Source organism: Myxacorys chilensis (assembly GCF_059505265.1).
In genome coordinates, this window is sequence record NZ_JCACKG010000214.1 from 47,840 (window position 1) to 62,543 (window position 14,704).

Genomic DNA, 14,704 nt, shown 5'->3' on the forward strand with positions numbered 1-14,704 from the left:
GGGAGCAACCGTTTTAATGATTCCCTGTCTTAATAATTTACGGTTGTGAGCGTTTTGAGATTAGCGGCTATCCTTCGAAGCAGATTCAATAAAGCAGATTCAATGCACACCTTTTTCTTTGGGTAGATATAAGCACCGTACTGTTATCAGTCCTGTGATAGAAATCTGGAGCGATCGCTTAACCATTCTCTGTTGATCACCTCATAATGAGGAGACTATGTCTGTTTCATCACTGTGTCTTTAAGTCCCTCAGTGCTGCGATCGCAGCCCACTAGTTCGAGTCAATGCAGAACCCCGGAACGGCTAACTCTCAACTCATCACTGAGCTATCTCGAAAACCGCTTGATTCTAGTGAACGTCAAAATGCTTCATCTGTAGAATCTGTAGGGCTGGTATTACAGTTGGCAGATGGTACAGTTCAAGCCTGTAACGTGGCGGCTGAGCAAATTCTAGGCATGACGTTCGAGCAGATCCAAGGATACACCGCGACCCAGAGCTACGATCCTTCAGAACTTCGCACCGCAACCCGTTATCCGTGGCAAATTTTTGCTACAGAGGCTTCCACTGGAGACTATCCGGCGTGGACGGCGTTACAGACTGGTCAGCCTTGCTCGGATGTGGCGATGGAATTTTACAGACCCAGCGGGGATCGAATTGAGTTGATGGTCACCGCACAGCCATTATTTCAGGCCAATGCCTCGGTTCCGTATGCAGTCGTGACCACCTTTACTGACGTGACGCCGCAGGCAGAGCTGCCTTCAGCTAAAAACGATCTAAATACGCTCGAGGCAATCCGTGAAGTCCAATCAGAGTTAGCTCAGGCTGCGGATCCCTTGCATCAGATTGTCCTCTGCGTCGATGATAACGACACTAATCTGTACATCACCAGCCGAATTCTGCAACAAGCAAATTTTGCAGTTCGGCAAGCTTCAAGCGGAATCAGCGCGTTAGAACTCGCCAACGATCAGCCCGATCTGATTATTCTAGATGTCAAATTACCTGATATTGATGGTACTGAAGTATGCCAGCGTCTCAAAGCTAATCCTGTAACCGCTTCGATCCCAATTTTGCACTTGTCGGCAGAGCGAATCACGAGCCAAGATAAAGTAGATGGCTTAGATGGCGGTGCAGATGGCTACCTGATGCAGCCGATTAATCCTGAAGAATTGCTAGCGACGGTACGATCGCTGCTGCGGCTTCGGAGTGCAGAAAAAATACTGCGTCGTAGCCAAGAACGGCTGCATCGCATGGTAGAAACGGCGCAAATTGGCATCTGTTTTACTCGATCTGATGGCGAACTGCTAGAAGCGAACGCCGCCCTGCTGCGAATGTTGGGCTATGGCACTGAAGAGCAGGCGCGGAGGGCGGACTGGAGAGCCTTTTCATTGAAATTTGCTGATATAGATGGACAAAGGGTTGCTGATCTGGAGCAATGTGGCAACGTTGAACCCGTTGAAAAAGAACTCATTCGCAAAGATGGATCTCACTTTCCGGTCTTGGTCAGTGGAACTCGCTTACAGGGCGAAGCGGATGAATATGTTCTGTTTGTCGTGGATCTGAGCGATCGCAAACAGATTGAAGCTGCCCTACAACAGCGCACTGATGATCTGACCCGCGCCAATCATGTCAAAGATGAATTTCTCGCGGTGTTATCTCACGAGTTACGTTCTCCGCTCAATCCCATTTTGGGATGGTGTCGGCTGTTACAAACTCGTAGATTGGATGAAGGCAGAGTTGCAGAAGCGTTAGCCACAATCGAGCGCAACGCCAAACTGCAAACGCAGTTGATTGATGACTTGCTCGATGTGTCTCGCATTCTGCGCGGCAAATTGAGCTTGGCGGTGATGCCCGTCGATTTAAATTACGTCATCAAAAGTGCGATCGAGACGGGACGACTTGCCGCCGAAGCAAAAGCCATTAAGCTTGAGACCGTATTGCAACCAGAAGTAATTGTGATGGGCGATCCGGCCCGGTTGCAGCAAGTCGTGTGGAATTTGCTGTCTAATGCCGTTAAATTTACGCCCAGCGGCAACCGCGTTGAAGTCCGCCTCTCACAGATCGATGCCGATGCCCAGATTCAAATTAGCGATACGGGAAGAGGCATCAATACAGAATTTCTGCCTCATGTGTTTGATTACTTTCAGCAGCAAGATAGTGCCACGACCCGAAAATTTGGTGGCTTAGGGTTGGGGCTGGCGATCGTACGTCAGCTTGTCGAATCGCACGGCGGTACGGTGCAAGCAGAAAGTGGAGGCGAAGGGCAGGGAGCAATGTTTACAGTGCATTTGCCGATCTTAACGGTGCAATCCAGCGCGATCGCGCAAGTTCCTGATCCAACCGAACGGCTTGATTTGAGCGGTGTCCACGTTATGGTGGTGGACGATGAGCCAGATTCACTAGAGTTTGTATCGTTTGTGTTGAAGCAGTCTGGCGCACAGGTGACAACCGCAACCTGCGCCATAGAAGTGCTGCAAGCCTTACCTGAGGTAAAGCCTGATGTGTTGGTTAGCGATATTGGAATGCCTGAAATTGATGGGTATATGTTGATTCGTCAAATTCGGATGCTGCCGACTGAACAGACTGGACAACTCCCCGCGACAAAGGAAGCTTGCCGTATTCCAGCGATCGCGCTAACGGCGTATGCCGGGGAAGCCAACCATCAGCAGGCACTTGATTCCGGATTTCAGTGGCATTTGTCGAAGCCAGTCGAGCCAGATGAATTAGTCGCGATCGTAGCAAAGCTGGCTAAGGCTTCTGACTAATGGCAATCTAACCCGACGCTGAGTAATGCCTCTTGCAGTTGCAGCAGCATTTGAGGCGAATCTGTTTGTTTAGAAAGCAGCGCGATCGTGTGGGTCGCGAGGTCTTCCGCTTGAGCGGCGGTGAGGGCGTTAGATGAGAGAATAATCACTGGAATGGCTTGTGTGAGCGGATCTGCCTTTAACTCAGCGAGAACTTCAAATCCGTCTAGTCTAGGCATAGAAAGATCGAGGACGATCGCGTCCGGTTGCTGGGTTCTGGCACGGTAGAGTCCTTCATACCCATCTTTGGCTTCAATCACTGTATAGAAATCAGTCAACGAACTGATCAACGTGTAGCGAGAAACTTTGTCATCATCAATGAGCAGAATCTTTTTCGTCGAGCGCACATCAGAACTTGGCACATGCGATCGCGGAGGTTGATCTGCGATCGGCTCAGGCTTTGGTTCTACATCATTAGTTTGCTCAAAAGATGGATCAGGTTTCGATCTGGCAATGGATACATCCAACGCTGTAGCTATCGAGTCGGAATAGGAGATAGGCAACGTTAAGACAAATCTAGAGCCAACGCCTACAGTACTGTCTAGAGCAACGCTACCCCCAAGTAGCGCGGCTAATTTTCTACATAATGGTAATCCTAAACCCGTGCCTTTTACGCGACGCTGGAGGGAATGATTAACCTGAACAAATTCTTCAAAAATGCGGAATTGATCGGTCGCGGCAATGCCGATTCCGGTATCTGCAACGGTGAACACAATCGTTTGATTGCTGCCGAGCGTTGCACTGACTCGAACTTCTCCTTGCTCAGTAAACTTCAAGGCATTTGAGATCAGATTGCGCAAAATTTGAGACACTTTCCCTTCGTCTGTGTACAAAGTTGGCAATCCGCTTGATTTAGCAGTATCGCGAGTTGCGCTCTGCGCAACTCCGAAGGAACCGTTTATTGCCTCGTCAAACACTAATTGCACTGACTTATTTTGATCCAGCAGGGGACGCAGCATTCCGAGCAGCGTACTAAACAAATCTGCCACCTCAAACGGCGCAACATCGACGTCAGATTTTCCAGATTCCACCTTGGCTAAATCTAGCAAATCATTCACTAAGTCAGAGAGCGTAGCGGCAGAACGGCGAATGAACGTGACCTGTTTTTCCTGCTCTGCGCTTAATTCTCCATCCAAGCGGCGCAACAGCATATTAGACAGACCGAGAATGCCATTTAAGGGAGTCCGAAGCTCATGGCTCATGTGCGACAAGAATCGAGACTTGAGTTCGCTCGCTTGCTGAAAAGACTCCGCGAGATCGTTTAGCTCAGCGTACAACGCAACAACACCACGATTGGTCGCTTCTAGTTCTTGATTGAGTTGCGTGAGGTCGTCTTGCCGTTGACGCAGCGCCTCCAGCGTATGCAGCAATTCTTGATTTTGTTGATGAAGTTCGGCGTAAGCGTCTTGGGGATGGTCGCGCAGCAGATGGTCGACTAGCTGCTGTACGTCTTTCGGCGTTAGGCGAGGGGCTTGCTTTGGCAAATATTTGATCAATTCAACGATCGTGCCCCGCTTTGCATCGCCCGAACTAGCGCACACAGACTGAATTTTCAAATCATCCATCAGTCGTTTCGCACCAATTAGCCCCAATCCCATTCCTGTAGAGGACTGATAGCGTCCATCAAAAATAGCAGATAGCTGGTCAATACCGGGTCCGGAGTCTGAAACCCGCATCAAAAAAGCCTGCGATGCTTGTCCTGCGGTTGGCTGTGCCAAGCTCCCATCGGTTCCTTCGGAGTTGCGCTCTGCGCTAATCGCAAATTCAACTCTACCCCCTCCCGCATAGCTCAACGCATTCCGAGCAATTTCTGATATAGCGGTCGCAATGCGAGTCTGTTGTTGCAGATCAAATCCTAGCCGACTCGCAATTTGTCTTGCCCGTTGACGTGCCAACACAACATCTTGCTCAAATCGAAGTTCGACGGTTAGAAGTGCCAGTCTTCCTGACGGAGACTGCTGCGGTTTAGACATGCTCTTCCTGCCTCAGCTTTGCAACCACTACAGTTACATCATCGCGCGATCGCACAAAATCACGATACAAGACGGCGGCAATCAGGGCGGGATGACGATTGACTAGTCCAGGATAGCGATCTAACGACCAGTGGCTTGCTAATCCATCTGAGTGCATGACTAAGAGCGAATCACTCTGAAACATTCCCACAGAGCGAATTGACCAATCATAGGAGAACTCAGCGAATTTGCGAACGCTTCCTCCGACAATGCCATTGAAAGACACGAGACTTCGACTTGTTCTATCAGTCAGAATGACTCCAGAAATATTGCCGATGCCGGCGTACCGAAGCATTTGTTGAGTGGGCAGAATTTCTGCGATCGCAACGACCGCACCGCGCGTTTTTCTGAGCGCAGCATGAATTTGCTCTAAGATTGCTTGCGGATGTTGCGCGACGTTGGCTTGAAACACGCGCACCGCTTCTTGAGAGGCTTCGGCGGCTAACGCTCCTGATCCTAAGCCATCGGCAACTAGCACGAGACATCGATCGAGGTGATTCTCAACGGCCCAAGCATCTCCCGATGCGTCACCGCTTACTTTCGGTAGATTAATCGCGCCTAGCTCAAGCGGGTGCGATCGCGGCGTCGATCGTAGAGTCGTCAGGATAGGAGAATTTGAATGAGGCAATCTCTGCACCCAGAATCGGCTGACAAGTACTGTTCCCACCTGCGGCTGCGAATAAATCTCAAAAAACGTCGAAAGCCGTTGGATTGCACCAAGTCCAGTTCCGGTTGTGCCTCCGGTCGAGAAGCCATCTTGAAGACACTGATTGACATCTTTCATGCCAGGCCCAGAATCTAGCGCGATGATTTCGATGCCTACCGCTTCAGGCGTGGCGAGGGATTGTAGGATCACTTGCCCCTTCTGAGCGTGTTTGAGTAAGTTATTCGCCACTTCCGTCACCACGATCGCCACTTTGCCGCGATCGTGGTCATTGAACTCTAATGCTCTCGCCAGGGTTGCAACAAAGCGTCGAGCTTCTCCTATTTGGCTGTCTTCAGTAATTGGTAATACAATGCATGTTTCCATTCAGGGCGATCGCTTCGCAAGCTCCATAAAATCGCGCGTCGGCGATCAAAACTTTCTTTGAATAGAAACAATTCTCTATTCACTATGACTCAACTCAATCTCACAACACTCAAAACACTTTAAAAAATCCATCTGTCAGAAATCCATCTGTCTGGCACTTGACCTTAGCGCGATCGCGGTAATACGACAACCTGAGTTAGAACTAACACAAAAATTTCTTTTTGCTACATCCGTTCCGCCTGCTATCAACTCTGCTGTCGCCATCGAACGGTCGTCACGCACGTTCCCTTGCCTACCTCTGAAGTGATTTCAAACTCGTGCATCAACCGTTTCGCTCCTCCAAGTCCGAGTCCCAATCCGCCTCCGGTTGTGTAGCCATTTTGTAGCGCTAATTCTATATTGGCAATCCCTGCCCCTTGATCCGTAAACTTCAGGCTCAATCCAACGCGCTGATCGCTTTCTAAGACTTCTAGCGTCACACTACCACCGCCACCATAATCTAACGTATTGCGGGCAAGTTCACTCGCTGCCGTCACAATCTTGGTCTGATCGACCAATCCAAACCCCAGTGCCACGGTCTGCGCCCGCACTTTCTGCCGCACCATAACGATATCGGTTTGATCCGATATCGAGATTGTTTCAAGGATTGGCATTTAAGCCCCCGTGAAATGGCACGCCTAAGACAGTCTGCAAAAGCCGCATTCCAGTATCAACATTTGCTGCGGTGCGGACTCCAGAGAGCGAAAGTCCCAACTCAACTAACGTAATCGCGATCGCAGGCTGCATTCCAACAACCACCGTCTCAGCCCCAAGAAGCTGTGAAACGGTAGCAATATTTCCTAAAACCCGTCCAATAAATGAATCTACAATTTCCAGCGACGAAATATCGATCAGGACTCCACTGGCACTGGTTTTGACAATGCGATTGGTAAGGTCATCTTGCAGTGCTAAGGCCAAGCGATCGTGCATATCGACCTGAATCGTCACTAACAGAAATTGACCCATCTGCAAAATGGGAATACGTTCCACGTCCTTACCTCAATTAATGTTGAACTCAATTAATGTTGAACTCAATTAATGTTGAAAAAAATGATTTGACCAAGAAATCCAGTTTGAATTCTACGCTGTTGAGCCGCGCTCAAACAGATTGAGACGCTTTAGAAACAATGGTTAACTGCCGTTTTTTGAGCGCGATCGCAAAGGCATCGGCCAGAGTTGCTTTGGTAATCACACCGGAGAGATCCAACCCTAGATGAACAATTGTTTGAGCAATCTGGGGACGAATGCCACTAATGATACAGTCCGTTCCCATTAACCGTGCCGCTTCTACTGTTTTCAGCAGGTATTGGGCGACCAAGGTATCCACCGTAGGAACTCCGGTAATATCGATAACCACCACTTGCGACCCTGTTTCAACAATTTGCTGCAACAGGGTTTCCATTACTACCTGAGTCCGGGCACTGTCGAGCGTTCCAATCATTGGCAGAGCAAGAATGCCTTCCCACAGTTTCACAACCGGAGTCGATAGTTCGAGGAGTTCTTGTTGTTGTCGCAAAATGACTTTTTCGCGAGTTTGTTGAAAAACTTCGGTTGTCCACAATCCAAGCTGATCCAGCACATCTGTCACCGTCCAGATTGAGTCAATCAGAAGATCATTTTGTTGCGCCAACTCCCGTTTAAGCTGGTCAAATAACGGTTTTTTCAAGGAAAAGATAAAAGTTGCCACTTCTGAGGGCGTGAATCCTTGCTGTGCGCGATCGCGGGAAATATCAGTTAAGAGTTGTCGCACACTGCCCCATTCTGGCGCTTGAACATCGCTGAAATTCTCATGCTGGGCAGCACTGCGAAACATCCGCAAGAACTCATGACACTGCTGGTTTAATTCTGTCGATCGCATCAAGTCGTCTCGGCGCAGCCCAGATGCTTCCAACTCTGTAAGCCAGTTTCTTAGAAGTTCTGTCTCGTTTTTCTCTAACAAGTCAGCAATTTTGCTGGTACTGCTTAACGACATATAGGCTCGCTCTCTAATAACCACTGGAGTATGTAGCTAAGTGTAAGAGATCTGTGCGAGTGGATCTACCCAAAGTCGGATTTTGGGTTCCAAGTACGGATGGATGTCTTATCGTACTTAGAACCCTGCTAGCAGTTGAGCATGGGGCGAAATTTCCTGTCGATCGCTCCCTAAGGATCGAGGATTAAATAACCTGTGATTCTGGTTTAGCTGTGTAATTCCATTGCGGCAAGAACTCATCAAAGATAATCTTCATGTTGGATTTGAAGTCTTGAGCGACTTTTCGACCGGTTTGATAGGTTTTGTCGAGAATCGTCGTAAACACATTGAGACCTGCGCGAGTCGTTGCCGTTGCCATCAGCTCTTGTACTGTTTGGACGCTCTCAAAAATCACACCCTGGCATACTCGAGAGACATGAGGAAACAGGCGGTGCTCAATCGGATTGTACTTGGAGGTGTAGGGGGGATAGTGAGCGATGCGAATTTCGATTCCCAGTTCATTGACCAGTGCTTGTAAATCTTGTTTGAAGAGGTAGTAGCGGGAGCTATTGCTGCCGCCCCCATCGCAGAGCAGCAAAATGAAGTCAGCCAGTGGATAGCGAGCTTTACCACAGGTGCTCCACCAGTAGCGAATCGAATCGCAGGCGAACTCGCTGGTATCGCTTCCCAATCCTTGTTTAAGTGGCGGCACTTTGTGCGATTCGTTGCTGACTGAATCGATAAGCAAGCCAGGCGTGTCTGCCCTAATGTGACTTGACCTAAAAGTTGGACAATTTGTTCAACTTTTAGGTCAAGTCACATAATATACAAATGTATATTTTCAGGAAATGGAGCTAAGCGGATTCGAACCGCTGACCCTCTCAATGCCATTGAGATGCGCTACCAACTGCGCTATAGCCCCTTGCGCCTCTCAATCATGCCGCATCTAGCGCTAAAGTGCAACTTCTGTGGCTTTTAGGACTAAAACAGGTGTTCTAATCAGGTAATCCTCTTTCAGGTGAATAAACACATTTGCATAAACTTGCATATGACTAAATCACTGAAAGTCAGACAGAACAATCAATCCTGTTTACTAAGATGGAGATATGTTGACCAGCATTACTCTTTGACTTGGGGGAGATGGAATAATCCTTCTGATAGAGCAAAGTTAGACCTCTGTGGCAAAATCATTAGTCAAGACTGTCTTGCAGATAATTTTGACTTTAGCCTTGACAAGTATAGGTGTTGGCTGCTAGGGATTGTTCCTCCTACTCAACCTTCTACAAACATAAAGTCCCCTCCTGTTCTTGAGCTATTGAAGAAGAGAATTGAGGAAAATTACAATGCTGCTGATCAATCCCTGCTCAAACTTCTAGAAAGTTACAATCTCCCCATCCGTAATCAAGCTGAAGCAAAGAAGTTCATCAAGTGGATTGAGGATAGAAATGTAAAGTCCACCACTACCAAACGTTACTTGGCTATTCTCCAAGTGATTAGGAAGGATTTATTTGAAGGCATCAAGATTAAGGTTGCTGAAAGACCTAAACCCAAACCCTTTACTAAAGAAGAAATTCACTCAATTCTCAATGGGTTGAGAGAGAGTCCTCTTTACCACTACTATCATGACTTTGTTCTCTTTCTATTCAACACTGGATGTAGAACTTCTGAAGCCATTGGCATTAGATGGCAAGATGTTGATTTGATTAAGAAAGAGATTCATATTTATGAAACTCTCTCTAGAAATAGGGGCTCAACTGCAAACAGGATTAGGAAATCTACTAAGACTTCCAAATACAGAATTGTTCCAATGAATGAAACTGTTCATCAAATGCTGAGTGCCAGAATTAGAAAAGGTGAATTGATTTTCCTAAGTCCTAAAGGTAAGGTTATTGATGACCATACTTTTTCTCAAAGAGGATGGAAGTTTACTTTGCAGGCTTTAGGAATTGAACACCGTAATTTGTACAGAACAAGAGCCAGTTTTGCCTCTCATTGTGCTGCTAGTGGAATGCCTGCTCATGAGATTGCAAATCTTCTGGGTCATAGTAAAGTAGATACACTCTACAATTACTATTTGGGTCAAGTTAAGAAACCAATATTGCCAGAACTTTAAGAAATACAACCATGAAAATCAACATTGAAATTGACACTAGCAATTTTTCCTTTGGTGTCGGCATCTTGCAAAGCACCATAGACCAAACTGTTTTAGGAACTCCAGATGAGAATGGGGTTCTAGTAGATATAGATTCTATTCACGGGTCTGGTCATTTTGACTTTAAAGCCAGAGTTGTTCTGACGCAAGAAGAAGTTCAGAAGCTTAAAGAGGAGCAGGAGAAATTTATCAACGGCAAATTACTTGAAATGCCTGAAGTTTCCAGACAGGCTGGTAAACATCTCAAAAAGAATCTTTGAATAGACTCGACTTAAAAAAGTAGCAGCAATCTCTTTTCTACTTTTTCTCTTGCCTAAATCCCTTGATTTTCAATTGCAAATTTAGCTTCCAATTGAGCCTATCAGGTGCAAACATGCCTGAGAAACAGAGTTTCGAACGATAAAACTTTAGAAAATTTTGCACCTGTTTTAGGCTATTTTGCTTCGTATACAGAGGAGCTAAATAGCTTGACCCTACCCCCCCCCCCACCCCCTTAGCTCTTTTAGAATTTTATTGAAGTACGCTTCTAAAGTGATATCCCCTTCAGCGTTAGTCAAATCAGCACCAGCCAAATCAACCCCATTAAGGTTGGCATTTTGCAGGTTGGTGTCTCGCAAGCAAATCTGTCACAATTGAGTTCCTCTCAGATTAGCTCCGCTCAAGTTACTTTTGTGTAGTGTAGAAAAGTGAAGCCCACACCACCTTTCTTATTCTGACTTCTGTAAAAGTTACTTAAAACAATTGTGTTGTTTCTGACATAGGAAAAGCCCAAACACTCAATATAACCAGCATCAGACACTAGAGTGTTCCAACTATTTACGACACTTCTGAAAGCTTTTGAGGCGGCTTTTTCAACTTTCTTTACTATCTTTTCAATCGTTTCTGCTACAACCAAAACATTAGTTAAAATGCCCCTAATCAATCCCTCAGCAGTACTCTCACAATTTCTAATGACTACTTCACTTGAGTAATAGAGTAAGGCTTGAAGCTGCTCCTTGTAATGTCGTAGAGCACTCTCTGACCAGTTGGACAAGATGACGTTAGCTCCGATGAAATCAGCATTGCCAGCTTTTAGAAAGTCTGAAATTGTAGCAGGGGTAATAATAATTTGATTCATATTATTTATCTGAGTGTAGTTCTACTTAAAAACATTCCATTTAATAGTAACCCAAAAACAAAAAACAGGCGGCTTGTGAAAACCACCTGAGAATGAAATGTTTTTAAGTGAGCTATTACTCAACTAATTACTTCCAACTATAACAGTTGTTTTTGCAGAAGGGGAGAGATGACATAGTTAGTAACTATGGCAAGTTTTGTAAAAGGGTATAGTTACTAGTTTTGTCCCCTAGAGATAGTTTTAATTGGCGTTTCAAACGCAGGTTAGTTTCAATGTGTGATGGGGGCTTCGCCCAGAAGTAGGAGTGTTTGATTAAATGAACTGAGGCGACTTTACTTTTAGGTATGGCCTCCAGACACTCCTACTTTCAAGGTGGCAATATGCTACGCAGATTTTAACAGTAGACTGTCCAAATAATGGATGGCTAAGTTTCCGAAATTAAGTCTTCTACTGTTGTAATTACTAGAAAGGAAACCTAACTCTCCTTTTTAACGTTTATACTTAATATAAGGAAGAGTTGAAATAGGCAGCCTTCTTTTTATTTATTAACCAGTACACATTTAGTAAGTAACTTTAGAAAAACTGAATATGAAGCAAGACAGAATTGACATGAAACTCGCTGAAACTCAAAAAGCAAATTGGCAAGAGTTTTCAAAAAGGAAAGGACTGAGCTTATCCGCTTTAATTGTAGTTGCTGTAGAAAACTACAAAGTTCAACAGGAGATTTTAGAAGCTAAAGCGTTTAATAAGCAGCAGTAGTTGATCTCTCAGATTTGAATACATCATTGATTAAAAAGTAACTTTTGAAAAGTTACTTTTGTAAATTACTTTTTGACAATTGAATAAAATGCCCAACACTATTAAGGCAACTCGCGTCTCTATCTCTTTAGGGGCAATTTCTCTTAATGGCTATCAGATGCCTGATGGAAGTTACAGATTGGCAGGCAGAAATGTTACTGATGCCATTGATGTTCAGCACAAAAGCCTGGGGGAAGTTATGGGGGTAAAATCCCTGAAACAATTGCCTGGAGCTGATTTAGCCTGGGGGAACATTAAGGCAGATACAGGTGAATCATTTGTTCCAGTGGCTCTTGAAGATGCCTCCAAATACTGGCTCCAGATGGCTCTCAAAGGTAATCAGAAAGCAGCAGCTATCACTGAAGCTTGTTTAGTTGAAGCTTTAGAGCGACGTTTTGATGAGGCTTTCAATATAGTTAAATCTGAAGCAGAGAGAAATCTACTATTTAAAGCCAGAACTCAAGGAATTCAAACTAGAAGAAGCTGGTCTGATGCTGTTAAAGATTGGGTTGTTAAAAAGGGCTTAACTAAGAACCCAAAAGGAATTCACTGCTACCGCAATGCAACTGAGAAATTGTATAAACTTTGTTTTGGATTGAGTTGCAAGCAAATGAAATTGCAGTTTGGAGAAAATTGTAGAGACAATCTCTCTGAGGCCGATCTTAGATTTCTAGATTTGGTTGAAACTTTGGCAATGTTTTTAATTGATCAATTCAATGCATATCCGGTTGATGCAGTTGAGCAAGTCTTCAAAAATAACTCACTGAAAAGTAGAATTCCTCAAGGAAAATTAGAACTAAAAGCGGCTTAGTAAAGCTGCTCAGATTTCACACCCAACTGAATACTAAAAAAGAGGAAGTTGGCGCTTCCTCTTTTTTTATTGAAATCAACTCAGTCAACTAATCAAAGTACACATTCCGTCATTACATATAGGCAAATTATAACAAAATGTCCAAAAAATCGAATATTAACCCTAAGACCTTTGCTAGAGAAGTGATGGATTTTCAAGATCGGATTTTCTACTCTAATAGAGGCAAATGCCTTCAAAAAGCTGCAGAAGTTTTAGGAAAGACACTCAGCCCAAGACAAGCGGCTATTACTCATGCTTTGATGGTGGTTAGTGACAATAACTTAATTGAGTATGGAATGGGGTTTATAGATATTCCTGTAGAACTCCTTTTCACTATGATTACCCCTTTTAATATTGATCTTTACAAGAAAGAAGAAGGTAAATGTGTAAAATACATGGCAGATATTACTACAGGACCTCTTCAAGACCTAATAGAAGATGATCTGATTCTTGTGAAGCCACACTATCAGGGCCAGTGTAGAAAATTTGCCCTAAATAAACAGTTTGTGAGGAATTATTATATGGCCCAATCTGAAGTACTAAACTTAGTCATAGACAACATGGAATCTCTTGGTGAGGATGTTCTTTCCTATGCTCTAGCTAAAGCACCTAGAGGAGCAGGGTTTGAATATATTGACAGACTACATCCTTGGACTGTAGCTACATCAGACAAATTACAAAATAGTAGGTTCGTTTTTGATGCTGCTTTCTACCACAGCCCAGAAGGAAAACACTTCATTAAAGAGAAGAACCTAACTAGTGGTCAGGCCGAGAACATCAACTGCACTTTAGAATTCATCAATAGATTTCATACTGGACCTCAATACCATGAGTCCTTTCATCTACAGCAGGCTGGAAGGATGCATACAGTTGGAGGAGTGATTCAGATGCCTAAATGGTTTAGAGATAGGTTTATCCTCCCTGTAGACCCCAACAACGTAAGAGTTGAGATGGATCTGAAATGCGCTCAACTAATTGCTTTGTGTGACATCCTAGAAGTTCCCCAACTGAAAGAAACTATTCTGAATATTCTTACTGATAAAGGAAGCATTTGGGGAAGTATTGGGGATGCAGAGATGCATAAGGCTATTAAAAAAGTAATTTCTTATGCTTTCTGCTTTGGTGGTCAAATCTCCAATCTTCCATTCTTAGCCAGTAAAGAAGCTAAGGCTAAAAGGCTACCTAATTGGAATGTTACTGCCAAAGATGTAAATAGCTGCTTAAGTGGTCTTCTAGAGCCTTTAGTAGAAGCTAGAGAAGAATGGTTACAGCAGTACACAGTTGCGAAGATAATTAAAGGTAGAGGGGCAAGGAAGATTGACAATGACTTGGGTTACTCTTTCTCTCTCTACAAATCTGCTGCTGAAATGGGTAAAGGTAAACTAACCAAGAAGACTCTAGAAAGTACAAAGATTGGTTCTCAACTGTTAGCTCATCTGGCACAAGGTAGAGAGCAGTTCATTATGCAAGACCTAATTGCTAACCATGTAGAACAAAACATCTTAAGCTTTCAGTATGATGGGATGACTTTAGAAATGGCACTGAATGAAGTCAATGACGTTGTTGCAATGCTGCAGAAAGCAAGTCTCTACCCAATTGAGGCTGAAGTAGTACTGGAACTCTAGTTTCTTTGATTAAGGGTAATTTGCTTAGTTTACAGAAGAGAGGCTCTTAAAAGGGGCCTTTCTTTTTTTGGTCTACATTTGCCCTTTTCAATTAAAACGGCTGTGATGTATATATAGCAACTGTTTCACCTTATTGACAATGAAATCTCTGAAACCCAGTAAAATCGTTGCTCCATTCTCATTTGCAAATTTTGGGAGAAGCTGTAATGTATGCCCCATATAGCTTATGACTATATATCTAAGGTAAATAATGTACAAGTGTTAGTCCCACTTGGTTAGTCCCACTTGGTTAGTCCCACTTGGTTAGTCCCACTTGGTTAGTCCCACTT

At 44.6% G+C, this 14,704-nt stretch carries 14 protein-coding genes and 1 tRNA gene; 6 read left to right on the forward strand and 9 right to left on the reverse strand.

Annotated elements, in window-relative coordinates:
- Positions 1-284: 284 nt before the first annotated feature.
- Positions 285-2,762 (forward strand): hybrid sensor histidine kinase/response regulator, encoded by a 2,478-nt coding sequence (locus tag AC5JLB_RS21565; RefSeq protein WP_495875880.1) that lies wholly within the window; start codon positions 285-287, stop codon positions 2,760-2,762.
- Here the strand turns inward: AC5JLB_RS21565 and AC5JLB_RS21570 are convergent.
- The 7 genes from AC5JLB_RS21570 to AC5JLB_RS21600 form a co-directional block, all read right to left on the reverse strand.
- Positions 2,759-4,774 (reverse strand): ATP-binding protein, encoded by a 2,016-nt coding sequence (locus AC5JLB_RS21570; RefSeq protein ID WP_495875881.1) that lies wholly within the window; start codon positions 4,772-4,774, stop codon positions 2,759-2,761. The two genes, AC5JLB_RS21565 and AC5JLB_RS21570, sit on opposite strands and share 4 nt — an antisense overlap.
- Positions 4,767-5,843, reverse strand: a complete 1,077-nt coding sequence (locus AC5JLB_RS21575; protein WP_495875882.1) for an ATP-binding SpoIIE family protein phosphatase — start codon at positions 5,841-5,843, stop codon at positions 4,767-4,769. Before AC5JLB_RS21575 ends, AC5JLB_RS21570 begins: the two co-directional genes overlap by 8 nt.
- A 245-nt stretch (positions 5,844-6,088) precedes the next feature.
- Positions 6,089-6,496, reverse strand: a complete 408-nt coding sequence (locus AC5JLB_RS21580) for an anti-sigma regulatory factor (protein WP_495875883.1) — start codon at positions 6,494-6,496, stop codon at positions 6,089-6,091.
- Entirely contained in the window at positions 6,483-6,872 is a 390-nt protein-coding gene (locus tag AC5JLB_RS21585; RefSeq protein WP_495875884.1) for an STAS domain-containing protein, read from the reverse strand. The genes AC5JLB_RS21580 and AC5JLB_RS21585 overlap by 14 nt, the downstream gene beginning before the upstream one ends.
- Positions 6,873-6,981: 109 nt before the next feature.
- Entirely contained in the window at positions 6,982-7,878 is an 897-nt protein-coding gene (locus AC5JLB_RS21590; protein ID WP_495875885.1) for an STAS domain-containing protein, read from the reverse strand.
- Positions 7,879-8,038: 160 nt separating this feature from the next.
- Positions 8,039-8,581 carry an ISAzo13 family transposase gene (locus AC5JLB_RS21595; RefSeq protein ID WP_495875886.1) on the reverse strand — a complete coding sequence of 181 codons (543 nt, stop codon included), beginning with the start codon at positions 8,579-8,581 and terminating at the stop codon, positions 8,039-8,041.
- A gap of 101 nt (positions 8,582-8,682) precedes the next feature.
- Positions 8,683-8,755 (reverse strand) — tRNA-Ala (locus AC5JLB_RS21600).
- A 126-nt stretch (positions 8,756-8,881) separates the two neighbouring features.
- Between AC5JLB_RS21600 and AC5JLB_RS21605 the strand changes: the two genes are divergently transcribed.
- Both AC5JLB_RS21605 and AC5JLB_RS21610 read left to right on the forward strand, forming a co-directional pair.
- Positions 8,882-9,946: a site-specific integrase gene (locus AC5JLB_RS21605; protein ID WP_495875887.1), complete on the forward strand. Its 1,065-nt coding sequence runs from the start codon at positions 8,882-8,884 to the stop codon at positions 9,944-9,946.
- A gap of 11 nt (positions 9,947-9,957) precedes the next feature.
- Entirely contained in the window at positions 9,958-10,245 is a 288-nt protein-coding gene (locus tag AC5JLB_RS21610; RefSeq protein WP_495875888.1) for a hypothetical protein, read from the forward strand.
- Between the two features lie 213 nt (positions 10,246-10,458).
- Here AC5JLB_RS21610 and AC5JLB_RS21615 read toward each other — a convergent pair whose 3' ends face one another.
- Positions 10,459-10,602, reverse strand: a complete 144-nt coding sequence (locus AC5JLB_RS21615) for a pentapeptide repeat-containing protein (RefSeq protein WP_495875889.1) — start codon at positions 10,600-10,602, stop codon at positions 10,459-10,461.
- Between the two features lie 41 nt (positions 10,603-10,643).
- Positions 10,644-11,102 carry a hypothetical protein gene (locus AC5JLB_RS21620; RefSeq protein ID WP_495875890.1) on the reverse strand — a complete coding sequence of 153 codons (459 nt, stop codon included), beginning with the start codon at positions 11,100-11,102 and terminating at the stop codon, positions 10,644-10,646.
- Positions 11,103-11,711: 609 nt separating this feature from the next.
- On the opposite strand from AC5JLB_RS21620, the gene AC5JLB_RS21625 reads away from it, so the two are divergent.
- The 3 genes from AC5JLB_RS21625 to AC5JLB_RS21635 all read left to right on the forward strand — a co-directional run bounded on the left by AC5JLB_RS21625 (position 11,712) and on the right by AC5JLB_RS21635 (position 14,375).
- Positions 11,712-11,861: a hypothetical protein gene (locus AC5JLB_RS21625; RefSeq protein WP_495875891.1), complete on the forward strand. Its 150-nt coding sequence runs from the start codon at positions 11,712-11,714 to the stop codon at positions 11,859-11,861.
- Between the two features lie 88 nt (positions 11,862-11,949).
- Positions 11,950-12,711, forward strand: a complete 762-nt coding sequence (locus tag AC5JLB_RS21630) for a hypothetical protein (protein WP_495875892.1) — start codon at positions 11,950-11,952, stop codon at positions 12,709-12,711.
- A 137-nt stretch (positions 12,712-12,848) separates the two neighbouring features.
- On the forward strand, positions 12,849-14,375 hold the full coding sequence (locus AC5JLB_RS21635) for a hypothetical protein (protein WP_495875893.1): 1,527 nt from the start codon (positions 12,849-12,851) through the stop codon (positions 14,373-14,375).
- Positions 14,376-14,704: the final 329 nt, after the last annotated feature.